This window comes from Nonomuraea sp. NPDC050556 (genome assembly GCF_044457355.1).
Taxonomy (GTDB): domain Bacteria; phylum Actinomycetota; class Actinomycetes; order Streptosporangiales; family Streptosporangiaceae; genus Nonomuraea.
In genome coordinates this window covers 538,245-562,704 of sequence record NZ_JBITGU010000002.1, presented here as the reverse complement: position 1 = coordinate 562,704, position 24,460 = coordinate 538,245, and the positions used below count along the sequence as shown (strand labels likewise).

The 24,460-nt window shown below is 69.5% G+C and carries 19 protein-coding genes and 1 pseudogene; 6 read left to right on the top strand and 14 right to left on the bottom strand.

The genetic code is table 11. The features are described 5' to 3' along the window. Both ACIBG8_RS20775 and ACIBG8_RS20770 read left to right on the top strand, forming a co-directional pair. Window positions 1-303, top strand: a pseudogene (locus ACIBG8_RS20775) (hypothetical protein); the annotation flags it as partial. Between the two features lie 1,186 nt (window positions 304-1,489). After that, window positions 1,490-2,020: a hypothetical protein gene (locus tag ACIBG8_RS20770; protein WP_397344492.1), complete on the top strand. Its 531-nt coding sequence runs from the start codon at window positions 1,490-1,492 to the stop codon at window positions 2,018-2,020. A gap of 322 nt (window positions 2,021-2,342) precedes the next feature. Here ACIBG8_RS20770 and ACIBG8_RS20765 read toward each other — a convergent pair whose 3' ends face one another. The 4 genes from ACIBG8_RS20765 to ACIBG8_RS20750 form a co-directional block, all read right to left on the bottom strand. After that, window positions 2,343-3,878, bottom strand: coding sequence for a lanthionine synthetase LanC family protein (locus tag ACIBG8_RS20765; protein ID WP_397344491.1), 1,536 nt, complete (start codon window positions 3,876-3,878; stop codon window positions 2,343-2,345). Then, the gene (locus ACIBG8_RS20760) at window positions 3,875-5,026 is read right to left on the bottom strand and encodes a T3SS effector HopA1 family protein (RefSeq protein WP_397344490.1); all 1,152 of its coding nucleotides are present in this window, start codon (window positions 5,024-5,026) and stop codon (window positions 3,875-3,877) included. Before ACIBG8_RS20760 ends, ACIBG8_RS20765 begins: the two co-directional genes overlap by 4 nt. 166 nt (window positions 5,027-5,192) lie before the next feature. Beyond that, window positions 5,193-6,128, bottom strand: coding sequence for a phosphotransferase family protein (locus tag ACIBG8_RS20755; RefSeq protein ID WP_397344489.1), 936 nt, complete (start codon window positions 6,126-6,128; stop codon window positions 5,193-5,195). Window positions 6,129-6,132: 4 nt separating this feature from the next. Beyond that, window positions 6,133-7,743, bottom strand: a complete 1,611-nt coding sequence (locus ACIBG8_RS20750; RefSeq protein ID WP_397344488.1) for a S8 family serine peptidase — start codon at window positions 7,741-7,743, stop codon at window positions 6,133-6,135. Between the two features lie 118 nt (window positions 7,744-7,861). Here ACIBG8_RS20750 and ACIBG8_RS20745 point away from each other — a divergent pair, with 118 nt between their 5' ends. Then, window positions 7,862-8,800, top strand: a complete 939-nt coding sequence (locus tag ACIBG8_RS20745) for a hypothetical protein (protein ID WP_397344487.1) — start codon at window positions 7,862-7,864, stop codon at window positions 8,798-8,800. Window positions 8,801-8,811: 11 nt separating this feature from the next. On the opposite strand, the gene ACIBG8_RS20740 is transcribed toward ACIBG8_RS20745, so the two are convergent. From ACIBG8_RS20740 to ACIBG8_RS20700, 9 genes are all read right to left on the bottom strand, one after another. Continuing rightward, a complete protein-coding gene (locus tag ACIBG8_RS20740; RefSeq protein WP_397344486.1) occupies window positions 8,812-10,410 on the bottom strand; it encodes an FAD-dependent monooxygenase in 1,599 nt (532 codons plus the stop codon). 635 nt (window positions 10,411-11,045) lie between these two features. Then, on the bottom strand, window positions 11,046-11,336 hold the full coding sequence (locus ACIBG8_RS20735; protein WP_397344485.1) for an MTH1187 family thiamine-binding protein: 291 nt from the start codon (window positions 11,334-11,336) through the stop codon (window positions 11,046-11,048). 60 nt (window positions 11,337-11,396) lie between these two features. Then, a complete protein-coding gene (locus ACIBG8_RS20730) occupies window positions 11,397-11,714 on the bottom strand; it encodes a hypothetical protein (RefSeq protein WP_397344484.1) in 318 nt (105 codons plus the stop codon). Between the two features lie 10 nt (window positions 11,715-11,724). Continuing rightward, the gene (locus ACIBG8_RS20725; protein ID WP_397344483.1) at window positions 11,725-12,402 is read right to left on the bottom strand and encodes a uracil-DNA glycosylase; all 678 of its coding nucleotides are present in this window, start codon (window positions 12,400-12,402) and stop codon (window positions 11,725-11,727) included. A 55-nt stretch (window positions 12,403-12,457) separates the two neighbouring features. Beyond that, complete coding sequence (locus ACIBG8_RS20720; protein WP_397344482.1) at window positions 12,458-13,780, bottom strand: M1 family metallopeptidase; 1,323 nt, start codon at window positions 13,778-13,780, stop codon at window positions 12,458-12,460. A gap of 61 nt (window positions 13,781-13,841) precedes the next feature. Next, window positions 13,842-14,717: a carbohydrate ABC transporter permease gene (locus ACIBG8_RS20715; RefSeq protein ID WP_397344481.1), complete on the bottom strand. Its 876-nt coding sequence runs from the start codon at window positions 14,715-14,717 to the stop codon at window positions 13,842-13,844. Further along, on the bottom strand, window positions 14,714-16,012 hold the full coding sequence (locus ACIBG8_RS20710) for an ABC transporter permease subunit (protein ID WP_397344480.1): 1,299 nt from the start codon (window positions 16,010-16,012) through the stop codon (window positions 14,714-14,716). The genes ACIBG8_RS20715 and ACIBG8_RS20710 overlap by 4 nt, the downstream gene beginning before the upstream one ends. A 6-nt stretch (window positions 16,013-16,018) precedes the next feature. Continuing rightward, on the bottom strand, window positions 16,019-17,338 hold the full coding sequence (locus tag ACIBG8_RS20705; RefSeq protein WP_397344479.1) for an ABC transporter substrate-binding protein: 1,320 nt from the start codon (window positions 17,336-17,338) through the stop codon (window positions 16,019-16,021). Between the two features lie 15 nt (window positions 17,339-17,353). Then, complete coding sequence (locus tag ACIBG8_RS20700) at window positions 17,354-18,592, bottom strand: ABC transporter substrate-binding protein (protein ID WP_397344478.1); 1,239 nt, start codon at window positions 18,590-18,592, stop codon at window positions 17,354-17,356. A 117-nt stretch (window positions 18,593-18,709) separates the two neighbouring features. Between ACIBG8_RS20700 and ACIBG8_RS20695 the strand changes: the two genes are divergently transcribed. From ACIBG8_RS20695 to ACIBG8_RS20685, 3 genes are all read left to right on the top strand, one after another. Further along, entirely contained in the window at window positions 18,710-19,213 is a 504-nt protein-coding gene (locus ACIBG8_RS20695) for a PadR family transcriptional regulator (RefSeq protein WP_397344477.1), read from the top strand. Between the two features lie 64 nt (window positions 19,214-19,277). Further along, window positions 19,278-20,009: an ABC transporter ATP-binding protein gene (locus ACIBG8_RS20690; protein WP_397344476.1), complete on the top strand. Its 732-nt coding sequence runs from the start codon at window positions 19,278-19,280 to the stop codon at window positions 20,007-20,009. Then, window positions 20,006-22,276 carry an FtsX-like permease family protein gene (locus ACIBG8_RS20685; protein ID WP_397344475.1) on the top strand — a complete coding sequence of 757 codons (2,271 nt, stop codon included), beginning with the start codon at window positions 20,006-20,008 and terminating at the stop codon, window positions 22,274-22,276. Before ACIBG8_RS20690 ends, ACIBG8_RS20685 begins: the two co-directional genes overlap by 4 nt. A gap of 77 nt (window positions 22,277-22,353) precedes the next feature. On the opposite strand, the gene treS is transcribed toward ACIBG8_RS20685, so the two are convergent. After that, on the bottom strand, window positions 22,354-24,027 hold the full coding sequence (treS, locus tag ACIBG8_RS20680; RefSeq protein ID WP_397344474.1) for a maltose alpha-D-glucosyltransferase: 1,674 nt from the start codon (window positions 24,025-24,027) through the stop codon (window positions 22,354-22,356). Between the last annotated feature and the right edge of the window lie 433 nt (window positions 24,028-24,460).

The following is a 24,460-nucleotide window of genomic DNA, read 5'->3' as shown; positions in this document are numbered from 1 at the left end:
AACCCCAACGACCCCGCCCACCCCAACGACCCCGCCCACCCCAACGACCCCGCCCACCCCAACGACCCCGCCCACCCCAACGACCCCGCCCACCCCGGCATCAACCCCAGCAATCCCGCCCGCATCAGTGGGCACGACAACCCCAGCGCGCCCGTCCGCGCCAACGGTCCCGTCCACCTCGGCGGAGGCGTTCACCCCAGCGAGTCCGTCCACCCCGACAGGAACGTCCGCTCCCACCTCCACCCCAGCCACCACCTCCACCCCCATCACCACGCCTACAGACCCCAGTGCCACGACCCCTAGCGCTACGCCCCTCAGCGCGACGCACCTTGCCACCCCACCCCCTCACACCGACAACCCCGCGCCCCTCTCCATCACCGACCCCCCGACCTTCGAACCCTCCCGCCTCCCACCCCCACTGAAGGCCGCAGCCTCCACCCCGCGTAACCTCCTCGCCCGCCTCAAGCGCACCCCAACCCCTCGCCCCCAAGAGCCCCTCACCCCAAGCCCTACAGAGGTGACCTGCCTGAAGGTCGACCCCACCCCAGGCAGCGGCGACGTCACATGCCTGAAGGTCGCCCCACCATCAAGCTTCACCGGCACCCTCAACGACTGGCTCTGCGCCACCCAAACCCCCCACTTCACCCCCCGCCCCCCATCCCGCCAACCCCTCTACACCCCCACCCCCGACCACCCACCAACCCCTAGCCACCCACAAGCCCCTAACCGCCCACTGACCCCCAACCACCCGCAAACCCCTAGCCACACGCCAACCCCTAACCATCCACCGACTCCCAATCGCCCGCCGACCCCTGGCCACCCGCCAACCCCCAGCTATCCGGCGCCCCTCGCCGAGCCACGCTCCACCCCGACGCCGATCCCTCTAGCCAAGGCACCCGCCATCCAGCCCCACAACACCCCCGACATCGAGGACAACCTGGCGGCCTAACGCACCCCAGAAACCGACCAACGCACCCGTCCGGGAGACGCCCTGGAACCTCGAAGAACCCCACCACCCGAAGGAGCTCCGTCAGCGAAGACCCTCGAACGGCGCTCGTCACTTGATCGACGCTCGCCATCCGAGGAACTCCATCCCGCAATGACCACCCATCACGCGACCCGACACCGGTGACGAAGGACGCCCGCCATGCAAGCCCAACCCCCAACCTCTTCGGCCCCTCCGCCGCTGAGGTCCTCGCACAACGAGCGCCCACCCCCCACCAGGGAAGGGCCCAACCCCCGTCGAAGCCCTTCCCATCCCCACCCGCCCACGACCCCTCAGGTCTCGCACCCCCCTGTGTCCGACCCTCGCCCCCGGCACCAAGGCCTGTGCCACCCGACCCTTGCCCGGTGTTCGCCAGTCTTGATGTTGGCGCTGGAGCTTCGCTGGAATCCTGCGGCCCACCCGCCAACAACCGTCTGACCGGTATCGCATGAAAATGACAGCCACGTCCTGAACCGAAACCCCTGTTAGCCCCGTCCAAGGTGTGTGATCCCCTTTGAGATGATCGAGGAAGACCTGCACGTAGCACGCGACCGCGCCCGCCGATGGGACCAGCTCGCGGAACGCCACCGCCTGCTCGAAACCCGCATCGAACAGGCGCAACAAGCGGCCGACGCAACAGGGATCACAAAGCTCGAGGTACGGCGAGGCGAAGAGAGCAGGCTCAGCTCCTACTACGCCGATCAGCGAGCGCTGGAGAGGGAACTCGCCGAGGTAGGCCCGGCGCGGGAGGTCTATGAGGAGCTCCTGTCACGCGAGGAACGGCGGCTCATCGAGGCCTCCGACCCTCGCGCCCCCGAGCTGGCGGAGCTCGCCCGACGGCTGAGCGGGGTGGAGGCGGAGCTGTCGGCGGTGGCCCGGGCGCGTTCCGATGCTCAGGCTCAGCTCGATGACGGCCTGCCTGACGGAGGTGCCCGGGTCGTGGGAGCTCTCGCAGAGCTGGCGGTGCGCTCCACCGAGCTGAGCCGTACTCGCGATGAGCTGATGGCCCGCCGCGAGGACCTGCTGGTCGGCTGAGATCGTCCCGGCTTCAGGGGCTGGCGATGGCTTGCTGGCCCGATAGGCCGCGAGGAACGGGCGTCTCAATGAGCGGCGGATGCCTAGATGAGAGAGGCTGGGCGTCTCAATGGCTGGCGGAGACCGGGGCTGCGGTGGCAGGGGGCGGGTGTCTCAATGACTGGTGGAGAGCGGGTGTGGGGCGGGTGCCGCGGTAGGTGGCGGGGATTGAGGGGCGAGGCCTGGTGTCGCGATGGGATAGGGCGTTGAGGATCGGCGGCCGCAATAGCGGGTGAGGGAGTGGCTGGTCCGAGGGTCGTGTGCTCGTTCCCAGGGTGGGTGGCTAGTCCTGGGCGGTGTCGGTGACGTCCAGTTCGGCGTATTCGACGTTGTCCATCGCGTTGAGGCTGGCCAGGGCTGCCGTGATGTCTGCTTCTGCGGGGAGGCGGAGGAGGACTCGGCCGCGTGGGGATATGCGTTCCACCCGGGCCCCTGGGACGAGCCGGCTGATGGACTCGGCCTGGTCGCGGAGGTTCTCGGGGACGCTTCCCAGTTGGACGATCACGCGGGCTGCCATGGTGCCTCCAGCATAGGCGAGCACGGTCGAGGGGGTTCTAGCGTCCAAGGTTCGTAGCAGGGTGGTGCCGATGCCTGCCAGGCCCAGGAACAGGCTGGGGTTCTCGCCGCCCTCGGGGACGCCGCACGGCCAGTCGCTGTCGCCCACCCGCTCGATGGCGGCTTCCATCGCTTCGATCGCTGCTGTACGGAGCACGGGTTGGGCGAACACCTGGGCGGCGTCCAGGAGGAAGTCCACCGCACCGGACAGGCCGTGGCAGATCGACAGGTCTTGGACGGCCATGGAGCCGAGCGAGCGTACGACGGTGTCGATGGCGGCGCCTGCCTCTGCTGCGTACACCTGGTTGCCGGTCAGGTCGTACTGGCGTAGTCGCGCCACCCCGATGCCCAGCGCGCCGTGGCACCAGAACGCCGGCCAGGCGACGCCTTCGCGGAGGTCGGGCCAGTTGTTGTGGTCGGGGGAGTACCACGATCGTTCGTACGCGGCTGCGTCGGCTGCTGCATCGGTGGCGCCCCACTCCAGCAGGGCGAGGGCGACTCCAGAGGCGCCGTGGGCCAGGCCGCAGAGGGGTGGGCCGTCGTCGCTGATGTCGGAGGGCCAGCAGCGGCCGGTCACGGGGCCTGGCTGGGCCTGCTCGACGAGACCACGCCCGATGGCGTCCACGGCTGCGGTCACTGGGTTGGGGGACGGCCATCTGCCCGGGTTGTGTGCGGCGGTGGCTGTCGTGGGGTTGTGCCGGGGGGCGGGTGTGGGGTGTGGCTGCTCGTGGGGGGCGGGCGCGTGGGTGTTTGGTGGGTGGAGGGCGTGCGCGGTGAGGGGCATTTCTGCGGTGGGTAGGCCGCGGGCTAGGTGGAGTAGGGCCAGGAGGGTGCCGGATCGGCCGCAGATCAGGTCGATGGCGGTTGGGATGCGTTGCAGGGTGGTTCGGGTGAGGTGGGCGGCTTGGGTTGCCAGGTGGTCGTCCTGGAGGAGCTTGGCGGCGTCGAGGGCGGCTACGGCTATGCCTGCTGTGCCGGACATCAGGGCGCCGTCTGGGCGGGTGCGGTTTGCCCAGCTGATTGCGTGGGCTAGTGCGCCGCGGGCTGCTCGTGCGGCTTCGGGGTCGCCGCTGTGGGTGGCGTAGCGGGCTAGGAATGTGGCGATGCCTGCCGTCCCGCCGTACAGGTCGCCGCCGACAGCTCGGTAGACGGTGGTGCCTGTGGACAGGCGGTCGTCGCCTAGCCAGGTGGCGCGCTCGCCGTCCCATAGGGCTTCCTTGATCAGTTGCTCGGCGATCCGCGTTACCGCGTCTGACCTGCTCATAGCGGTTCCGCCTGGGCGAGGGGCTTGGCTGTGGGAGTCAGGGGCTGTGGAGATGGGAGGGGCGCGGAGGGCAGGTCTGCGGGGGTGAGGGGCGCGGGCGTAAGGGGCGCGGGGGACGGGGCTGCGGGGCTGAGGGGCGCGGGGGACGGGGCTGCGGGGGTGAGGGGCGCAGAGGTGAGGGGTGCAGGGGTGAGGGGTGCGGGGGTGAGGGGTGCGGGGGACGGGGATGCGGGGGACGGGGATGCGGGTGTGGGGGGTTGCTGTGCTGTCGGGGGAGGGAGGCGGTGGGGGTTGGTGGGGTCGAGGCCTGCGGCGGTGAAGGTGGCGGCTATCGCCTGGGATATGGCTGTTGGGTTGTGGCGGGAGGTCTCGGGCAGGGCCAGCCACGCCTGGGCGACGAGGGCGCAGCGGGACTCGCCGAAGCTTTCCCCCTCCAGCGAGCTGTCCGCCTGTCCCGCCCCGGGTGCCAGGGGGGTGGTGAAGCGGGGGCGGGCGGGGCGTAGGGGGAGGGATTGTGCGGCGGTGCTCAGGAAGGGCTTCAGGGCTGCTGCGTCGGGTGCACCCAGGTAGAGGACCACGGCGTCGGCTCGGCCGCCGTGGTCCGTGGATAGGGGTGTCTTGAGCTGGTAGGAGATTGTTCGGTGGGTTGCCAGGAGGCTGGTTAGGGTGGCGATGGCCTCTGGGGTGTCGCTGGGGGCTGTGTTGAGGTAGGTGCGGGTCAGCCATTCGGCGCCGGGGGGTGGCCAGGGGCCGCGTCTCGTGTACCAGAAGCCGTGGTCCTCGTCTCGCCACGTCCAGGCTGCTCGTACCAGCAATGCGTCTCCAGGCTTGGCGGAAAGGCCCGGTCGGACGGGGACGGTGTAGTGCGCGCGGGGCAGGTGTCTGACGAGGGTGCCGTTGCGGGCTACTACGCCGCCCATGGGGGTGGTTGACTCGGCGCGCCAACCCCCGACGTAGCGGGTGGCGTCGGCGTGGGCGGCGTCCAGTGCGTTGCCGAGGTCGAGGTCGACGGGGGTGGGTACGGCTGGCCGGGTGGGGAGGGGGCTTCTCGCCAGGTACCAGAGGTAGAGCACCTGGTCCAGGTCGGGCTGACCTGGAGGGAGCCCGGCGAGCAGGATTCCCGCCTCGGTGATGTCCGGATGGATCACGCCGTCTCCAGGAGCAGAAGGGTGTGTCACGCGGCCTCCAGGAGTGGAAGGGTGGGCCACGCGGCCACCAGGAGTGGAAGCGCGGACCATGCGGACCCCAGGGGCGGAAGAACGGGCCCCAAGGGCGAGCGGGTGGCTATCCGGCCCTCAGACGCAAGGGGGAGGATCATGCCAACCCCAGGAGGGGCAAGGGCCATGGGGACTCCAGGAGGGAGCGGGCCAGGGATCGGTGGCGTTCGATCTCGGCCTCCGGCTCGTCCATCCAGTTCGCCAGCTGCAACGCCCGCAGCAACAACCGGCACGCCACGAACGCCCCGAAAAACGCCGCCTCCACCGGACGCCCCCGCCCAACCGCATACCCATCCAGAAACGCCTCGATGGGACGCCCCGCGCTGAGGTACTCCTGCACACCCCCCGCCACATCCCACCGCGAGTCGCCCAACCCCGACGACTCCCAGTCCACCAGCACCGCCTCGCCGGACGACCGGATGAGGACGTTGGTGAACCGCACGTCGCCGTGGATGGCGGTGTCGGCGGCCCATGCCGTACGCACCAGATCGAGCGCCGCCCGGTGGGACGGGTCGTCCAGGAGCGCGTCGGTCAGCGACCGCAGCGGCCCGTCGTTGGTGAGGACCGGCAGCCGCGCGGGACCGGCGATGTCGAGCAACCACGGCCGGGTGGCCGCCAGCCGGGGGAGGTCGGCGCCCACCTGGTGCCAGGCGCCGAGGGCGCGCCCGAAGGAGGCCGCGCAGCCGGAGGTGTCGAGCCGGTCCAGGCGGCGCGCGGAGATGACGCCTTCGAGCACGAGCAGCCCGGTGTCCTGGTCGTGCAGTTCCAGCCGCGGCAGGATGCGGGCGCAGCCGGGATGGGCGCCAGCCGTACGGTAAAGGGCGATCTCCTGCGCGGGCGATCCCTGACCGGTGTCACGGGAGGAACTCACGTCCTTCACCGCGAACCCGCGGCCGTTGCCCAGCTCGACCAGCACGACCGCGTTGGACTCCGACACGTCCCGCGCGGTCACGCCGTAGCGGTGCACGTCGGCTGCCGACATCAGGCCGCGTTCCAGCAGGAGCCGTACGGCGCGGCGGGCCAGCGCGGGCATCGGCTCAGACCTCGTGGACTTCGCCGTCGTCGTCCACGTAGAACCAGTCCGCGCCCGAAGGTTCCGCTGAGGAGAGCTGGATCTCCACCGGGCCCACGGGACGGCTGGGATCGACCGGGTTGCACAGCTCGGACCCGCAGCCGCCCAGGCTTGAAGGACAGCCGTCGATCGCCGACGGGCACCGCAGCACGCTGTGCCCGCAGATGGCCAGGCGCGTGGTCGGGCAGAGCACCGGGAGGCGCGACGGGCAGTCCAGCTGAGTACGGCAGATCGTGAGCACCGACGGGCACAGCCGGGTCCTGGGTGGCGGGCAGATGGTGATCCGGCTGGGGCACCCCACGAGCACCGTGCGCGGGATCACCAGGTCGCCACAGGTGAGCGCCGCCCTGGCGTCCACCCGCCCGTGCCCCCAGGAGTTGTCGAAGGCCGCAGCACCGAGCTTGACCGCGCTGTCCTGCAGGCACTCCTTCACCTTGGCGTTGGTGTGCCCGGGGTGGCGGCTCCAGATGAGCGCCGCCAGCCCGGTGACCAGCGGCGTGGCCATCGAGGTGCCGCTCAGCGTGCCGTAGTTGAGCGGCAGCGACGGGCTGACCGTGTACGTCGGCAGGGTGGACAGGATGTTGCGGCCGGGAGCGACGACGGTGGTCTCGGGGCCGACGTTGGAGTAGCTGGAGACCACGTCGCCCTGGTCGGTCGAGCCGACCGCGATGACGCCGGTGATGACCGTGGAGTACGCCGCCGGCCAGATCACCGGGCCCGCGTTGTCGTTGCCTGTCGCGGCGACGACGAGCATGCCGCGGTCGGAGGCGTACTGGCAGGCCTGCTTCTTCGTGATGTTGTCCGGGCCGCCGCCCGAGTAGTTGATGACGGCCTTGAGCCCGTGCGCGACCGCGTAGTCGGTGATCTCCTCGACGGCGTCGGCGAAGTTGGCCGAGCTCCCGTTGCCCGCCGCGTCCAGGGTGCGGCAGATGTAGACGGGGGAGCGCCAGTTCATCCCGGCGATGCCGCTGGCGTTCTGCCCGGCGGCCGCGGCGATGCCCGCCACGTGGGTGCCGTGGCCGTTGAGGTCGCGCGGCGTGCCGCCGTCCACGAAGTCGGTGCCGAGCGTGATCCGCGCGCTGTCGCGCAGGTCGTCGTGGTCGAGCACGTCGGCGCTGAGCGAGATGCCGGAGTCGACGATGCCGATGAGCACGTTGGCGGCGCCGGTCTCCAGGTCCCACGCGGCCTCGGCGTTGACCGCTCCCGGCGCCCACTGCTGCGGGTAGCGCGGGTCGTTGGGCACGATCTGGGCGCGGTCGACGACGTCAGGCTCGACGTAGGAGATCGCAGGCGAGGCGTCGGCGACGCCGGTGTTGGACAGGACCGTGTCGGTTTCCGGCAGAACGACCAGCAACCTGCCGGTACGGCTGGGCCCGCGCAGGACGGTCGTGCCCGGCGGCAGCGCGGCGAGGGCGGCGCTCACCTGGGCGTCGATCGCGTCCATGGCGGTGAGCTGCCCGTCGGGCGCCGCGAGCTGCACGATGAGCCGGCGCTCCACGAACTGGACGGTCTGGTCGTTGTAGTCCCCTGACGTGATCGCCAGGCCTGTGTTGGCCGAGGGGTTCTCTTCGAGCATCGCCGGCCCTCCCGTTGCAATCGTCGGCACTGCGACGGTAGGTCGGCCGCGCTACCTGCGTCGATGCGCAAAAACCCCTAGTGGGAACGTCGGGAAGGGGCTGTTCGTCGGAAATGATGTGAATTCATTTGAGGCCGTGGACGGCCAGCTCCGGCAGGCCCGCGAGCGCGTGCGCCGGTTCGACCAGATCACGGCTCAGCGGCAGGCGGTCGCCGTACAGATCGACGAAGTGACCGCCGCGGTCAAGCAGCTCGAGAAGCAGCTGGCCAAGGAGGAGCGGGACGTCGCCCGGCTGGAGGGCGGGTTCGCCGGGTTCGTGGCGCGGATCGCCGGGTCGAAGGAGGACAAGCTGGCCCGCGAGCGCGCCGAGGTCGAGGCGGCCTGGCAGCGCTTGCACGGGCAGCGGCAGCGCCTCGGTGACCTGACAGCTGCTCGTACGGACAACGACCGGGAACTGGCGGAGCTCGCCGGTGCCCAGGAGACGTACGCGCGGGTGCTCGTCGAGAAGGAGCGCTTGCTGGTCGAGCAGGGCCATCCGGACGGGCGCGAGCTGGTGGCGCTGTCGCTGCGGCTCGCCGACACGCATTCCGACCTGCGCGAACACGGCGAGGCAGCGGAGGCGGGGTTCGCCGCGCGCAAGGCGCTCGATCAGGTGCTGCGGTCGCTGGGCAGCGCGAGCAGCGCGTCGACCTGGGACGTGATCGGCGGCGGGTTCATCGCGGACTCGATCGAGCGTGACCATCTGCTCCGCGCCGACCAGGCGGCCTGGCACGCGCAGCAGGCGCTGGACGCCTTCGCGCGGGAGCTCGGCGACATCGGCGTCTCCGCGAGCCCGAAGCTGCCCAAGGTGGACACCCGGTGGTTCGTGGACACCTTCTTCGACAACATCATCACCGACGCGCTCAAGCACCAGCGGATCAACCGCACCCGGGAGGCGGTGGCGGAGATGGCGCGCTGGGTGGGCGGGGCGCTGGAGAGCATCGCCACCCGCCGCGACCAGCTGACCGCCCGCCGCAACGAGCTGCTCGTCCGTCGCGAGCAGCTCATCGCGGGCTGACCGGAGCGGTCTCAGGAGTGGTGCAGGATCGTGCGGAGGACCCGGTCGAGGGTGCGGGCGGCGTCCGGGTCCTGGGCGGGGGAGCGCCAGGCCATGTAGCCGTCGGGGCGGACCAGTACGGCGCCGCCTGAGGTCACGCCGTACCTCGCCGCCCAGGTCCCCTGCACGTCACGCAGCTCGCCGCCCAGGCGGTGCGGCGTCAGCCGTACCCCCAGACGGGCGGAAACGGTACGGGCGGCGGTGGCCCACTCGCGGCCGTCGGGCCCGGCGAGCAGGACGAACCCGGCGCCGAACAGGTCGATGGTGGAGATCGCCGAGCCGTCCCAGTCGAGCACCACGTGCGGGGCGCGGCTGCCCGGCCGTCCGACCGGGAGGCGCTCGGGCTCGATGAGCGAGCCGTCGTCGCCTGCGTCCTCGATGATCGCGGACGAGTGGTACCGCAGGCCCAACAGGGCGCTGAACGGGTCGGCGATCGGCTGCTCGGGGTAGTCGGCGCGCTGTGCGGGCGGCATGCGCTCGCCGAGGTTGGCGAGCTGCGCGTCCGCGGTGAGCTTGCCGAGCGGGCGGCGCTCGGCGTCGTAGGTGTCGAGGAACTCCGGGCCCGCCTGGCCGCTGATCACCAGCCAGAGCCGCCAGGCGATGTCGCATCCGTCCTGGAGCGCGGTGCTTCCGCCTTGGCCGCCGGTGGGCGGCATGGTGTGGGCGGAGTCCCCGGCCAGGAAGACGCGGCCCTCGCGGTAGCGGTCGGCCAGGTTGTGCGCCATGACGAACGTGGCCTGGTCCTTGATCTTCACCTCGAGATCCGGCGTTCCGGTGCCGATGCGGATCAGCTCCGTGCAGCGCTCCTCGGTGAAGTCGGCCTCGCTCTCGCCCTTCGCCGGGTCGAAGTTGACGCCCATGCCGTGGGCGCCGACGCCGGTGCCGGTGATGATCGCGCCGCTGAAGTGCTCGTTCTGCAGGTACCACAGCGTCACCTCGCGATCGCGGACAAGTCCCGACAGGTCCGCGTCGAACAGGATGGAACGGATCCTGCCCAGGTCGCCCTTGCCGCTGGTCGGGATGCCCAGCCACGAGCGGATCGGGCTGCGGTAGCCGTCCGCCGCCACGACGTAGTCGGCCCTGATGGTGGACTCCCCTTCGGCTGTACGGACCACCGCGGTGACGCCGTCGGGGTCCTGCTCCAGGGAGACCAGCTCGGTGGAGAAGCGGAGGTCGGCGCCGAGTTCTTCCGCCTTGGTGCGCAGGACGCGCTCGATGTCGGCCTGGGGGGCGCCGATCTGGGCTACGGGGGTGGCGTCGGCCAGGAAGGAGAAGTCCTCGGCCTCGTCGCTGATGATCATGTGGGGGTTGGGGTCCTTGAGGCTGGAGGCGATGGCTATGCGCATGCCGTCGCTGATGCCCGCGGAGATCTCGCTGAAGGCCTTCTCGATGCCGGGGAGGGGGCGGAGGAGCTCCATGGCTCTGGGGTTGACGCCGAAGGCTTTGGGCTGGATGGAGGTCGTGGCGTGGCGTTCTACCAGGATGACGGGGACGTCGCGGAGGGCCAGGAGGGCGGCGGCGCTGAGGCCTGCGTAACCGGCGCCGACGATCAGGACGGGGACTCGCTCCATGGGGGACTCCTTCGTTGGGATACGCGACATATCGCGTCTCGTCTTGTGGTCACGATATGTCGCGTCTTATAGTCGGTCAAGACATATCTCAAGAAGGATTACTCGATTTCGAGTATGCACCTCATTCGGGGGTCCTGGGGACGTCAGAAGACAGCCCTTTGTGCGGGGCGCGACGGGCATGCGGGCGACACGAAGGGCGCGAGAGGGCCAGGGGCATGGTCAGGCGAGGCGCTGGCGGAGGGCAGCCCGCGTGCGAGCGACCCGGGAGCGGGGCGGGGCCGCGTGGGAGCGGCGCGGCGCGGCGCGGAAGCGTGGCGCGGGGTGGGCGGAGGGCAGGCCTTGGGCCTGGTGGCGCAGGGCGGCCCTGGCGCCCCCTGGGCGGCGGGTCCGATGGACGCGAGGCTGTCTTCTGTGGGGCAGAGGTCCGAGTGGGGGTGGCCCCCTCGAGGGGCGGGGCCCGAAAGGGGTCGCTGAAAGTGGACTCAGGAGCCCGCGCTGGGGGGCTCAAGACACCTGAGGTGGTGAGGAGAGCTGGAGTTTAGGGAGGTGGGGTGGATAGGCAGATGGGGTGGGGGAGCGAGGCGGCCAGGAGGGCCGGGGTGGTCAGGAGGGGGGTGGTCAGGAGGGCCGGGTGGTTAGGGGAGGTGGCGTTCCAGGGATTCGAGTTTGCTGGTCATCCCGTCCGTAACGCCAGGCCGGTGGTCGGCCTTGAGGACCAGGCTGACGCGCGGCGCGACCTCCGCCACCGCGTCCACCGCCGCCTTGACCACCGCCATCACCTCGTCCCACTCGCCCTCGATCGTGGTGAACATGGCGTCCGTCCGGTTCGGCAGCCCGCTCTCGCGAACCACCCTCACCGCACGAGCCACCGGCTCAGCCACTCCCTCGCCCACACCCAGCGGCGTGATGGAGAATGCGACGATCAAAACGCCTCCAGAAGAAAGCCCGTGCGGCCACGCCGTACACGCGTGGCCGCAGCGAGCCGGTCAGTGGTCGTGCTCGTCCTCGTCGTCGTCGCTGGGGCCGTCCGACGGCTCGACGCCCAGCACGGCCTCGCGCGGCTCGACCTCCTGGACGTGCTCGATCAGCGAGAGCACGTGGTCGGGCTCGATCAGCCACTGCAGCGCCGTGGCGCCGGTCTCGTCGGAGGAGACCAGCTCGGCCTGCTCCTTGCGCTCCTCGTCGTCGAGGTCGGCCTCAGGGTGCCGGATCTCGGCGAGCGCCGCGGCCTGCAGCGCACTCACATCGAGCACCTCGACGGTCAACTCGACCGTCAGGCGCAGGAACTTCTCGTCATCACTCATGGCCACGATGCTAGGGGAGCTTCCACTCCACAGGCGCCGCGCCTTGCTGTTCGAGCAGTTGATTCGCGCGGCTGAACGGCCGCGACCCGAAGAATCCGCTGCGCGCGGACAGGGGTGACGGGTGCGCCGACTCGACCAGCGGGACGTCGCCGAGCATCGGCGCGAGGTTGCGCGCGTCGCGCCCCCACAGGATCGCGACCATGGGCTTGTTCCTGGCCACGAGCGCGCGGATGGCCTGCTCGGTGACCTCTTCCCAGCCCTTGCCGCGGTGCGAGGCGGGCTTGCCCGGCATGACGGTGAGCACCCGGTTGAGCAGCAGCACGCCCTGCTCCGTCCACGGGGTCAGGTCGCCGTTGGTGGGGCGGGGCAGGTCGAGGTCGGCCATGAGCTCTTTGTAGATGTTGACCAGGCTGCCGGGCAGCGGCCGCACGTCGGCGGCGACGGAGAACGACAGCCCGATCGGGTGTCCGGGCGTGGGGTAGGGATCCTGCCCGACGATCAGCACCTTGACGTCGTCGAAGGGCTGGCTGAACGCCCGGAGCACGTTGGGCCCGGCGGGCAGGTATTGCCTGCCTTCGGCGATCTCTTTGCGGAGGAACTCACCCATCTGGGCGACCCGCTCAGCTACGGGTTCTAGCGCCTTGGCCCATCCGGCTTCGACGACTTCGTTCAGGGGACGACCGGTCATGGCAGCACACCCTACCGAGGGTGCTGCCACAACCGCATGCCGTACGGAGAAAAGATCACAAAGCGGGCTTGCCGGGCTTGTAGAGCCAGGTGGTGAACAGTGCGGACAGGTCGCGGCCCGCGATGCGCTGGGAGAGGGCGACGAACGCCTGGGTGTCGGCGTTGCCGTACCGGTGCTCGCTCGTCCACGTCCGCAGGATGGTGAAGAACGCCGCGTCGCCGACGGTCCGGCGCAGGACGTGCAGGGTCATGGCGCCGCGGTCGTAGACGGGGTCGTCGAAGATCGCGGCACCCGAGCCTGGATCGCCGGGAGGCATCTCCCAGAAGTCGGCCGGTTGCGCGTAGGCGGTGTCGAAGGACGTCTGGAGCGGCTTGGCGCCGGTCCTGTCCAGCCAGAGCCACTCGGCGTAGGTGGCGAAGCCCTCGTTGAGCCAGATGTCCTTCCACCGGGTGGGCGTCACCGAGTCGCCGAACCACTGGTGGGCCAGCTCGTGCGACAGCGTCCCTTCGCCGGGCACCGACGGGTAGATGGGACGGGTCTGCGTCTCCAGGGCATAGCCGACGTTCGGCTCGTGGTCCACGATGCCGCCGGTCGAGGAGAAGGGGTACGGGCCGAAGAGCGAGCTGAAGTAGTCGAGGATCGGCGCGTGGCGCTGGGCGAAGGCGGTGGCCTTGCCGGCGAGTTTGGGGTCGACGGCGACGATGGTCCGGTAGTTGCCGATCTTGGCGTCGGTGAGCTGGAACTTGCCGATCGACACCGTTGTCAGGTAGCTGGCCATCGGTTCGCGGGCGTCCCAGACGAAGGTGGTACGGCCGCCGCCGGAGCGTTTCGAGGTGAGATCGCCGTTGGCCACCGCGACCCGGTCGTCCGGGACGGTGACGGTGAAGCGGTAGGTGGCCTTGTCGGTCATGTGGTGGTTGCCGGGGTACCAGGTCATGGCGCCCTGGGGCTCGTTGGCGTTGAAGACGCCGTCGCTGGTGCGGATCCAGCCGTCGCGCGAGCCGTCGGGGTCGAGCACGTGGGTGGGTTTGCCGTCGTAGCGCACGGCGACCGTGAAGTCCTGGCCGTTCGCCAGCGCGGCCGCGGGGGTGACGACGAGCTCCTGGCCCTTCTGGCTGAACGCCGCCGCCGCGCCGTCCACGGTCACGGACCGTACGGCCAGCGTGTCGACGAGGTCGAGGTCGAAGGCGCTCAGGTCCTGCGTCGAGCGCGCGGTGAGGGTGAGCGCGCCGGTCAGCGCGTTGGAGCTCGGGTTGTAGTCGAGCACCAGGTCGTAGTGGCCGGCGTCGTAACCGCCGTTGCCCTGGTCCGGGAAGTACGGATCACCGCCACCGGGCGCACCGGGAACGGCGAGAGCCAGCGCCAGAAGGAACCTCATAGGACGGTTGTATCCCAGAAGCGCCCGCCTGCCCCCGTAGTAGGCGGGCGCCCCTAAAAGATCACTTCACCGAGCCGGCCATCATCCCTTGCACGAAGTACCGCTGGAAGGCGAAGAACAGCACCAGCGGGATGATCAGCGAGAGGAACGCCCCCGACGAGAGGATGTCGACGTTCGTCCCGAACTGCCGCATCTGCGACTGCAGCGCCTTCGTCATCGGCTGCGACCCCGTGTTGGCGAAGACCAGCGCGATGAGCAGGTCGTTCCACACCCACAGGAACTGGAAGATGCCCAGTGACGCGATCGCCGGCTTACCCAGCGGGAACACCACCGTCGAGAAGATCTTCCACTCGCTCGCCCCGTCCATCCGCGCCGCCTCCAGCAGCGACCCGGGGATGCCGACGAAGAAGTTGCGGAGCAGGAAGATCGCGAACGGCAGGCCGAACGCGACGTGGAACAACACCACGCCCGGGATAGTGCCAAAAACCCCGACCTGGCCGTACAGAGACGCGATCGGGATCAGCGCGATCTGGATCGGCACGATCAGCAACCCCACCACGACCAGGAACAGGATGTCCCGCCCGGGGAAGTCGATCCACGCGAACGCGTACGCCGCCATCGCCGCGATCCCGATCACCAGCAGCGTCGTGGGCACGGTGATCAGCACCGTGTTCCAGAACGACGCGGTGAACCCGCTGGCCAGCAGGCTGGAGTAGTTCTCCAGGGTGATCTGGGCGGGCTTGGTGAAGACCGTCCACCACCCCTCGGCGTTGTTCGTCGGGGTGTCGCGCAGCGAGGCGACGAACAGCCCGAGCGTCGGCACCAGCCAGAACAGCCCGATGAGGATCATCACCACCTGGACGACCCCGCTGCCCAGCTTGTCGACGAGCTTGCCGACCGGCCCACGCTTGGGAGCGCCCACAGCTTCCGCAGTCATGACTGCTCCCTCCTGAACCGCCGGATATTCATGATCATGAACGGCAGCACCAGGATCAGCAGGAAGATCGCGAGCGCGCTGCCCAGCCCCTGGTTGTTGCCGCCGCCGAAGGAGACCCGCCACATCTCCAGCGCCACCACGTTCGCCCGGTCCTGCACGGATCCAGGCGCGATGATGAACACCAGGTCGAACACCTTCAGCGTGTTGATGATCATCGTGACGAAGACGACCAGCAGCACCGGCGAGAGCAGCGGAATGGTGATCTTCCTGAACACCTGCCACTCGGTCGCGCCGTCGATGCGCGCCGCCTCCAACGCGTCCCGCGGGATGCCCGCCAGACCCGCCGCGATGAGCACCATCGCGAACCCGGCCCACACCCAGATGAACGCGCCGATGATGGCCGGCGTGATCAGCGCGGGGCCGAGCCAGGCGAGCCCGTTGAAGCCGGACTCGAAGTTCGACTGCGGCAGCCGTACGACATAGGAACCTGCGGGAAGCCCCTCGAACCGGAACGTCCCGTCGGGGCCGGTCGACGCGGTGGCTGCGACGGTGCCGTCCTTGACGGCCTCCACGGTCACCCCCGGCAGGCCCTTCTCGGCCGAGTCGACCTGACCGGCCTTGCCGCCGCCGCCCGGGGTGAAGTCGAACCAGACGGTTCCACTCAGCCCGTCACCGGTGGCGGCCTTGGCCGGGGCGGCGTCCTTGGGCAGGATCTCCGCCTTGATGCCCACCAGCGGCACCAGCACCGGCTGGCCGGGGGAGACCGCCTGCTTGGTCTCCACATTCTGGCCCTTGAGCGCGACCGGCGAGGTGTCGTTGTCGCGCGGCCGCGCCCCCGGGTAGCCCTGGGAGCTGGAGAAGAGCCCGCTCACGGTGGAGATCACCGCGTTGGCCATGCCCTTGTCCGGGTCCTGCTCGTAGACCAGGCGGAAGATGACGCCCGCCGCGAGCAGCGAGACGGCCATGGGCATGAAGACGATCAGCTTGAACGCCGTGGCCCACCTGATGCGCTCGGTGAGGACCGCGAAGATCAGGCCGAGCGTCGTGACCACGAGCGGCGCCACGACCACCCAGATCAGGTTGTTCCTGAGCGCGATCAGCGTGCTGTCGTTGGTGAAGATCGAACCGTAGTTCTGCAGCCCGACGAAGCCTTTGCCCGACGCGTCGTACAGGCTCCTGAGGATCGAGTACACGATCGGATAGACGACCCAGATGCCCAGGAGCACCATCGCGGGCAGGACGAAGAACCATGCGATCAGCGGGGATGGCCCGAGGCGGCGTGACTGATCAGCCATGTCAGGCTACTTCCAGGCCTTGGCGGCCTCAGCCTCGAGCGCCTTCTGTGCACCCTTGACGTCGCTCGGGGTGCGCAGGAAGTCCTGGAGGACCTTCCATTCGCCCTTGCCGTCGGTGCCGCCGAACGCGCTGGGCGCCAGGTCGGACATGTCATAGCGGACGGACTCGCCGGCCGTGATGATCGTCTGCGCGAGCTGCTTGGTCAGGTCGTCCGGGTAGTTGTCCGGCGAGACGTTGCGGTTGGGGGACAGGTAGCCGGGCAGCTTCGCCCAGACCTCGCCACCCTCCTTCGAGGCCAGGTACGCCAGCAGCGCCATGGCGCCCTTGGAGTCCTTCAGCGCCACGGCCACGTCGCCGCCGAGCACGACGGGAGCGGTGTCGCCGACCTTCGGGAACGGGAAGACCTTGGCCTCCTCGCCCACCTTGGCGCCGGACTGCGCGACGGAGGCGGCGACGAAGTCCGCCTCGATGACCATGGCGGCCTTCTTCTGGTCGTAGACCTTGGTCACGCAGGTCGGGAAGTCGGTCTGCAGCGCACCTGACGCGCCGTCCAGCACGAACTCCTTCTTGCCGAAGATGTCGGCCATCTTCGTCAGCGCGGTGCCGACGCTCGCGTCGGTCCACGGGATCTCGTGCTTGGCGAGCTTGTCGTAGTTCTCCGGGCCCGCGCTGGACAGGTAGACGTTCTCGAACAGGTCGGTCAGGGTCCAGCCGGACGCGCCGCAGAGGGAGAACGGCGCGGTGCCCGAGTCGGCGATCGTCTGGGCTGCCTTGATCATCTCGTCCCAGGTGGTCGGCGGCTGCACGCCGGCGTCCTCGAAGGCGCCGTTGCGGTACCAGACCGTGGACTTGTGGGCGGCCTTGACGAGCACGCCGTAGACCTGGCCGCTGGCCGAGCCGAGCTCCTTCCAGTACGGCGTGTAGTTCGCGTCGATCTGGTCGGTCACGTCCTTGGTCAGCGCCTTGAGCTGCTTGGCGTCGGCGTACTGCTGGACCAGGCCGGGCTGCGGCAGGACGGCGACGTCCGGCGGGCTGCCGCCGGAGATGCGCGGGCCGAGGTAGGCGCCGGTGTCCTCACCGGTCGAGGCGTAGGTCACCTCGGCGCCGGTCTTCTCCTCGAACGCCTTGAGCACCTGCTCGAAGTTCTTCTGCTCGTCGCCGGTCCACTTGGCGGCGATCTCGATCTTCTCGCCCTGCAGCGACTTCGCCGCAGGGGCCGGTGCCGAGCTGGCCGCGCCCGTCTCGTTCGGTGTGGTCGTCGGGGCGTTGCCGCCACAGGCGGCCACGGCCAGGGCCAGTCCAAGGAGAGTCGCTGTTTTTCGCATGCGCGTGCCTTTCACCTACTGGTTCTTCACGATTTCCGCGAGATCCGCCTTCAACGAGGTGCCGAAGTCGGTGGTGGGGTCGCTGAAGGGCGGGGTGAGAGCCTTGGAGACCGCACTGGCGATCACCAGGCTCATCTGGTTGTAGTTCGGGTGCACCGGCCGTTTCTTGGCTGCGAGGATGCTCTCCTTCAGCACCGGCAGGTACGGGAAGCGTTTGATCAGCTCGGGGTCGTCGTAGAGCTCGGTCCAGACCGGCGGGAAGGATCCCTCGGTCAGCACCCGCCGCTCGTTCTCCAGCCCGGTGAAGTAGCGGATGAACTCCTGAGCGGTGTTCTGGTGTCGCGAGTAGGAGCTGATGGCGAGGTTCACGCCGCCGAGGACGCTGGCGCCCGGTCCGTTCAGTCCGGGCAGCCTGGTCACCGCGAACTTGCCCTTGACCTGCGAGTCAGGCCCTGACGCAGGCCCGTAGGCGTGCGGCCAGTTGCGTGCGAAGGCCAGCGTGCCGTTCTGGAAGGCGAGCCGTGACTCCTCCTCCTTGAAGTTCAGCGCGCGTTTGGGGATCCAGCCCTCGCGCAGGCCCTGGGTGAAGACGCCGAGCGCGGTCCTGGCCCGGTCGGGGTCGAGGGTCACGGTGGTGCCGTCGGCGCTGACGATCTGCTCGCCCAGCGCCTCCAGGTAGTTGACGGCCAGGCCCTCGTAGGCGAGGAACTGCCCGCCGTACCCGCCGACGCCCTTGACCCTGCGCGCCTGCTCGCGCAGCTCTGCCCAGGTCGTGGGCGGCTTCTTGACCAGGTCGGTGCGGTAGTAGAGGAGGCCGGCGTTGCTCGTGTACGGCACCGCCCAGAGCTTGCCCTGGTACAGAGCCGTGTCGACGACCGTCGGCAGGAACTTGTCGAGCGGGAAGAGCCCGCGCTCCAAGGGGATGATCCAGCCGTTGTCGGCGAACTCGGCGGTCCACACCACGTCAAGCCCGAGCACGTCGTAGCGCTCGCTCTTGGCCTGGAGGTTGGCGACCATCTGCGCGCGCTGCTCGTCGGCCGCCTCGGGCAGTTCGAGCAGCGTCACCTTCTCGGCCGGGTGGGCCTGGTTCCAGCGATCCAGCAGAGGCTGCAGGTACGCCGTGGTGTCGCGCCCGGTGGCGAAGGTGATCGGGCCGTTCCCACCCGTCCCCGGCTCGCCGCCGCCCACCTCGCCCGCCGACCCGCACCCGGCCGCCAGGAGGACGGCCAGCAGCAGTGTTGCCGGGCGAAGCACCTTTGTTTCCTCCCCATTACATTCGTGTTAGGTAGATGCATTCATGTTATGCACAGCGCTAATCTGGACGTCAACGTATATGTCGGTAACGCGTGCGTAACCATCGGGAGGTGGGGTGTGCGGCTACACCTGCTGGCACTCCTCGCCAAGGAGCCTGCCCACGGGTACGAGCTCAAACAGGCTCTGGAGCAAACCTTCGGCAGCGCCTACCCCTCGCCCAACATCGGCCAGATCTACGTCACGCTCGGCAGGCTCGAGAAGGACGGCCTGGTCAGAGCCGTCGACGTCGAGCAGTCCAACCGCCCGAACAAGAAGGTCTACTACCTCACGGCCGCCGGTCGCGAGGCGCTGACCACCTGGGTGGAGGAACCGACGGAGGGGCCGCGGGTGCGCGACGAGTTCTTCATGAAGCTCGTCCTGGCCCCGCTCACCGGCATCGCCGACCGCATGGCGCTGATCAGCCGCCAGCGACGGCACTACCTGTCGCTCATGCGCGAGCTGAACGAGCTCGCCGAGCGCACCGACCAGCGCAACAAGGTCGCGCTGCTGCTCATCGAGGGCGCGATGCTGCACCTGCAGGCCGACCTCGACTGGCTGGAACGCTGCCAGGAGGACCTGTGAGTAAGCGCAGCGAGCGAGCCAATAGGCACAGCGACTTTGTCATGAGGCCGACGAAGGAGGCCTCGTGACGGTCCTGAAGACGGTCAACCTGGTGAAGATCTACTCCGGCGGCGCGGTGCCCGTGCCCGCCGTACGCGGGGTGGACCTTCAGGTCGACGACGGCGAGTTCATCGCGATCATGGGACCGTCCGGTTCGGGCAAGTCGACGCTCATCCACATGCTCGGCGGGCTCGACGCCCGCACGAGCGGGGAGATCTGGCTGGACGGCAAGCGCGTCGACACCCTCTCGGAGAGCGCCTGGGCGCTGCTGCGGCGCAAGAAGGTCGGCTTCGTCTTCCAGTTCTTCAACCTGGTCGCCAACATGACCGTCGCCGACAACGTCGAGCTGCCCGCGCTGCTCGGCGGCGCCTCGACCAAGGACGCCCGCGAGCGCAGGGAGCACCTGCTGGAGGCGCTCAACCTCACCGAGCGCGCCGACGCCGCGCCAGCGCAGCTCTCGGGCGGCGAGCAGCAGCGGGTCGCCCTGGCCAGGGCGCTGGCCAACAAGCCGAGCCTGCTGCTGGCCGACGAGCCCACGGGCAACCTCGACAGCCGCAACACCCGCGACGTGCTGCGCCTGCTCAGCGAGGTGCACAGGGACGGGCAGACGATCGTCATGGTCACCCACGACGCCCGCGTCGCCAGCCTCGCCGACCGCGTCGTGTCGCTGCTCGACGGCGAGGTCGTCGACGACGGCAAGATCGCCCGGCGGCGTCCGGCCAAGGGCGGCGCGGGCGAGGTCATCGACCTGCGATGAGCACCTACCGTGCCGGAGCCCGCTGGATCAGAGCCGACCTGCGGGCCAGGCGGGGGCAGATCGCGCTCACCGTGCTCGCCGTGGCGGGCATCGTCGCGGCCCTGATCACCGCCGCCACGCTGCTGGAGGACGGGACCAACCCGTGGCGCAGCCTGTTCAACCAGACGAACGGCGCGCACGTGTGGCTGCACACCGACGGCGAACCGGCCGTGGAACGGCTGCGCGGCATCGAGGGCGTCACGCAGGTGGCCGGGCCGTACCGGTCGGCGCCCGTCATGGTCATGCAGGACGGCAAGAAACAGCAGGCCGGGCTGCGCGCCCTGCCGCAGGATCCGCCGGAGGTGGCCAGGCCGCTGCTCACCGAGGGCCGATGGCTGGACATGGCGCAGCCGGACGGCGTGGTCGTCGAGCAGTCCTTCGCCCGCGCCCTGCACCTGCGGCTCGGCGCGCCGCTCGCGCTGACCTCGCTGCTCGGCGAGCGGCACACCCTCTACGTGCGCGGCATCGCCGACTCCGCCGAGCAGGGTTTCTACCCGGAGTGGACGCCCGGCCTGGTCTGGGTGCTGCCCGCGATGCTCGACAAGGTCGAACCCGCACCGGCGCGCAGCGAGTGGGTCACCGGGCTGCGCCTGGCCGACCTCGACGCCACCCAGCTCGTCGCCCAGCGCGCCGTCGTCAAGGTGGAGGCGGAGCTGCAGCGCGTCTACACCTGGCGCGAGGTGCGCGCCTCCATGGAGCTGGACAACCGGCTGCTCGGCACGCTGCTCGCGCTGTTCGGCATCGTGGGGCTGGTCGCGGCGGTGCTCGCGCTGGCGAACGCGGCAGGTGGGCGGGTGCTCGGGCAGCTGCGTGACCTGGCGACGCTGAAGTCGATGGGGTTCACCCGGGGGCAGGTCGCCGGGCTGCTCGTGGTGGAGCACGGCGCGCTCGGGCTGATCGGCATCCTGCTGGGCGGGGTGGCCGGGTGGGCGGTGACGGTCGCTGTGCTCCGTACGACGTCCATGGCGCCGATGCCGACGCTGGCCATCGCGGGCGGGACCGCGCTCGTGGTGCTCGCCGCCGTCGGGCTGCCCGCCTGGCGCGGCGGGCGCACGCCGCCGATCCCGGCGACGCCTGCGGCGCCGCCGCGTGGGCACCTGTCGCGGCTGGCTCGCCTGGCTCTTCTGGTACGGCTGCCGCCCGCGCTGGTGCTCGGCACCCGCGACGCTTTCACGCGGCGGGGACCGGCGTTTCTGACGGCGTTCGGGCTGGCCGTACCGATGATGATGATCACGATCGGGCTCGGGGTGTGGTCGACGCTCGACAACTTCCTGAAAAATCCGGATCAGGTGGGGCAGCATGCTGGGTTGATCGTCCGGCCGGGCAAGGCGGACCCGCTGCAGGTGCAGCGGGTCGCGACGCAGGATCCGGGGGTGGCGCAGGTCTATCCGGGCAGCGACGTGGACGCCTTGGCGCCGGGGGAGGCGCGGTCCGTGCGGGTACGGGCGCTGGGCAGCTCGGCCGCGCCGTACCCCTTTCCTGTGGTCGAGGGGCGGTTGTTCGCCGAGCGCGGCGAGGGGGTGGCGGGGCAGGGGCTGCTCGACCTGCTCGGGGTGAAGATCGGCGACCGGGTGCGGCTGACGGTCGGCGGGTCGCCGCTGATCGTGCGGATCGTCGGCAGGACCGTCGAGCCCGACCTCGACGGGCAGGTGCTGTCGGTGGGGCTGGACAACCTGGCCCCCAAGGACAACTCGCCGCCGTCGTACTACGCGCTGGCGGTACGCGACGGCTTCGACCCCGGCGTCGTGCGGACGCGCCTGGTGGCGGCGCTGGGGGAGGGGCCCGAGGTGCAGCGGGTCGTCAACCCGGCGGACCGGCTGTCGATCATCCGGGTGGTGATCGTGGCGTTGATCTTCGTGCTGGCGTTGATCGGGCTGGCCAACCTGCTGACGGCCAGCGCGCTGGGGCTCCGTGACCACGCCCTGGACCTGGCGGTCCTGAAGGCGATGGGCCTGACCCCACGCCAGGTGATGGCCACCCTGGTCACGGGCACGGGCCTGCTGGTGGTGGTCGGCATCGTGGCAGGCACGTCAGCCGGGGCCTCGGTGGTGACGTGGCTGATCGACCTGCAGGGCGCCAACAGCGGCGTGGGCGCAGGCATAGGCCGCCCCCCGACCCCGATGACCCTGATGCTCTCGGTGCTGATAGCAGTAGGCGCGGCGCTGGCCGTAGCAGTGATCCCCGCCAGAAGAGCCGCCCGCGCCCAAGTCCCCGTAACCGCCCGCTAACCCGCCTCTAAAAGGACAGCAACCCCCGCAGGACCCCCAGACCTTTTACGGTCCTGAGGTTCTACGGGGGTTGGGGTCTAAGGACGCTTCAGGGCGAACCAGTAGAACCCATGCCCAGGCAGCGTGAGCAGGTAAGGCAGCTCCCCGATCGGCGGGAAGTGCACCCCACCACGGGCCTCCACCGGCACCATCCCCTCGAAGCGCCGCAGATCCAGCTCCACCGGCTGCGGATACTTCGACAGGTTGTTCACACACAACATGAGATCGTCCCCCTCCTCACGCGTGTAGGTGAGGACAGCCGGGTTCGACGACCACATCTCCGTGTACGCCCCGGTCCCGAACACCGGGTGGGCGTGCCTGATCTGCAGCATCCGCCGTGTGAAGTGCAGCAACGAGCTCTCGCTACGCATCTGAGCCTCGACGTTGACCGCCTGGTACCCGTAGATCGGATCCATCACCACCGGCAGATACAGCCGCCCGGGATCCGCCTGCGAGAACCCGGCGTTACGGTCCGGGCTCCACTGCATCGGCGTGCGGACCGAGTCGCGGTCCTCCAGCCAGATGTTGTCGCCCATCCCGATCTCGTCGCCGTAGTACATGACCGGAGACCCGGGCAGCGACAGCAGCAGCGCCGTGAACAGCTCGATCATGTCCCGGTCGTTGTCCAGCAGCGGCGCGAGCCGTCGGCGGATGCCGAGGTAGGCGCGCATGCGCGGGTCCTTGGCGTACTCCGCGTGCATGTAGTCGCGCTCTTCCTCGGTCACCGTCTCGAGCGTGAGCTCGTCGTGGTTACGCAGGAAGATGCCCCACTGCGCCGTGTCGGGCAGCTTCGGCGTGCGCGACATGATCTCGGAGATCGGCTCGCGGGTCTGCTTCTTGACCGCCATGTAGATGCGCGGCATCAGCGGGAAGTGGAAGGCCATGTGGCATTCGTCACCCCCGACCGTCGGGTCGCCGAAGTACTCGACGACGTCCTCCGGCCAGCCGTTCGCCTCGGCCAGCAGCACCCGGTCGGGGTACAGCCGGTCGACCTCGGCGCGGACCTTGCGCAGGTAGGCGTGGGTCTCGGGCAGGCCGCTGCACGCGGTGCCCTCCCGCTCGAAGAGGTACGGCACGGCGTCCAGCCTGAAGCCGTCGATCCCCAGGTCCAGCCAGAACCTGAGCACCTCCAGCATCGCCTCCTGCACCGCCGGGTTGTCGTAGTTCAGGTCCGGCTGGTGGTGGAAGAAGCGGTGCCAGTAGTACTGCTTGCGCACCGGGTCGTAGGTCCAGTTCGACTCCTCGGCCCCGATGAAGATGATGGGCGCGTCCGGGTACCCGGTGGGCTCGTCGGCCCACACGTAGAAGTCGCCGTACGGCCCCTCGGGGTCGTGTCTGCTGGCCTGGAACCAGGGGTGCTTGTCGCTGGTGTGGTTCATCACCAGGTCGGTGACGATCCGCAGCCCGCGGGCGTGCGCCGACTCGATGAGCTGCACGAAGTCGCCGAGGTCACCGAAGTCCGGCAGGATCTTCATGTAGTCGGAGATGTCGTAGCCGCCGTCGCGCAGCGGTGACTCGTAGAGCGGCAGGAGCCACAGGCAGTCGACGCCCAGCCATTCGAGATAGTCGAGCTTCTCGATGAGACCGCGGAGATCTCCGGTGCCGTCGCCGTTGGAGTCCTTGAATCCACGGACCAGCACCTCGTAGAACACCGCCCGCTTGTACCAGGACGGGTCTTCCGAGATGAACGACTCGGAGACCGGTTCGGGCATTGGGGATGCATTGCTCATATGTCGCTCACAGAAGGAGATGTGGGCAGGACGAAGTCACCGGTTACCCCGGCGTTTTATGTGTGGTGACCGCGCCGCCTGGAGTCGTCATCCCTGCGAACCCCATGCCCTTGACGAGGCCGGATTTGTGATCCGACGCCCGCATGTTCGCGGCGCTTACGGGCCGAACACTACCAGCCCGTCGGCTTTCCGGAACCCGCTTGTGCTGTGCTGCTCGTAATACCCACGAGATCTGTGTGTAATCGCCCTGTTACTTAGCGTTCTCTTCCTGGTTGCCGCTGGGACACCCGAGCAACCCGCCCACCCCTGGGGTGGGGGGAGGGTGTGGCCAGAATCACCCTTCGGACGTGGGGGAGTGACCGTCCCTTCAAGACCTCCCCACCCCCTTCAGGGGTTGCCCTTCCTCAGGGAGTTG

Coding starts and splice junctions, on each gene's coding strand:
- ACIBG8_RS20730 (WP_397344484.1), bottom strand. CDS start 11,714: ATGAGTGATGACGAGAAGTTCCTGCGCCTGACGGTCGAGTTGACCGTC.
- ACIBG8_RS20685 (WP_397344475.1), top strand. CDS start 20,006: ATGAGCACCTACCGTGCCGGAGCCCGCTGGATCAGAGCCGACCTGCGG.
- ACIBG8_RS20705 (WP_397344479.1), bottom strand. CDS start 17,338: ATGCGAAAAACAGCGACTCTCCTTGGACTGGCCCTGGCCGTGGCCGCC.
- ACIBG8_RS20740 (WP_397344486.1), bottom strand. CDS start 10,410: ATGGAGCGAGTCCCCGTCCTGATCGTCGGCGCCGGTTACGCAGGCCTC.
- treS (WP_397344474.1), bottom strand. CDS start 24,027: ATGCCCGAACCGGTCTCCGAGTCGTTCATCTCGGAAGACCCGTCCTGG.
- ACIBG8_RS20710 (WP_397344480.1), bottom strand. CDS start 16,012: ATGGCTGATCAGTCACGCCGCCTCGGGCCATCCCCGCTGATCGCATGG.
- ACIBG8_RS20765 (WP_397344491.1), bottom strand. CDS start 3,878: ATGAGCAGGTCAGACGCGGTAACGCGGATCGCCGAGCAACTGATCAAG.
- ACIBG8_RS20755 (WP_397344489.1), bottom strand. CDS start 6,128: ATGCCCGCGCTGGCCCGCCGCGCCGTACGGCTCCTGCTGGAACGCGGC.
- ACIBG8_RS20720 (WP_397344482.1), bottom strand. CDS start 13,780: ATGAGGTTCCTTCTGGCGCTGGCTCTCGCCGTTCCCGGTGCGCCCGGT.
- ACIBG8_RS20725 (WP_397344483.1), bottom strand. CDS start 12,402: ATGACCGGTCGTCCCCTGAACGAAGTCGTCGAAGCCGGATGGGCCAAG.
- ACIBG8_RS20750 (WP_397344488.1), bottom strand. CDS start 7,743: ATGCTCGAAGAGAACCCCTCGGCCAACACAGGCCTGGCGATCACGTCA.
- ACIBG8_RS20715 (WP_397344481.1), bottom strand. CDS start 14,717: ATGACTGCGGAAGCTGTGGGCGCTCCCAAGCGTGGGCCGGTCGGCAAG.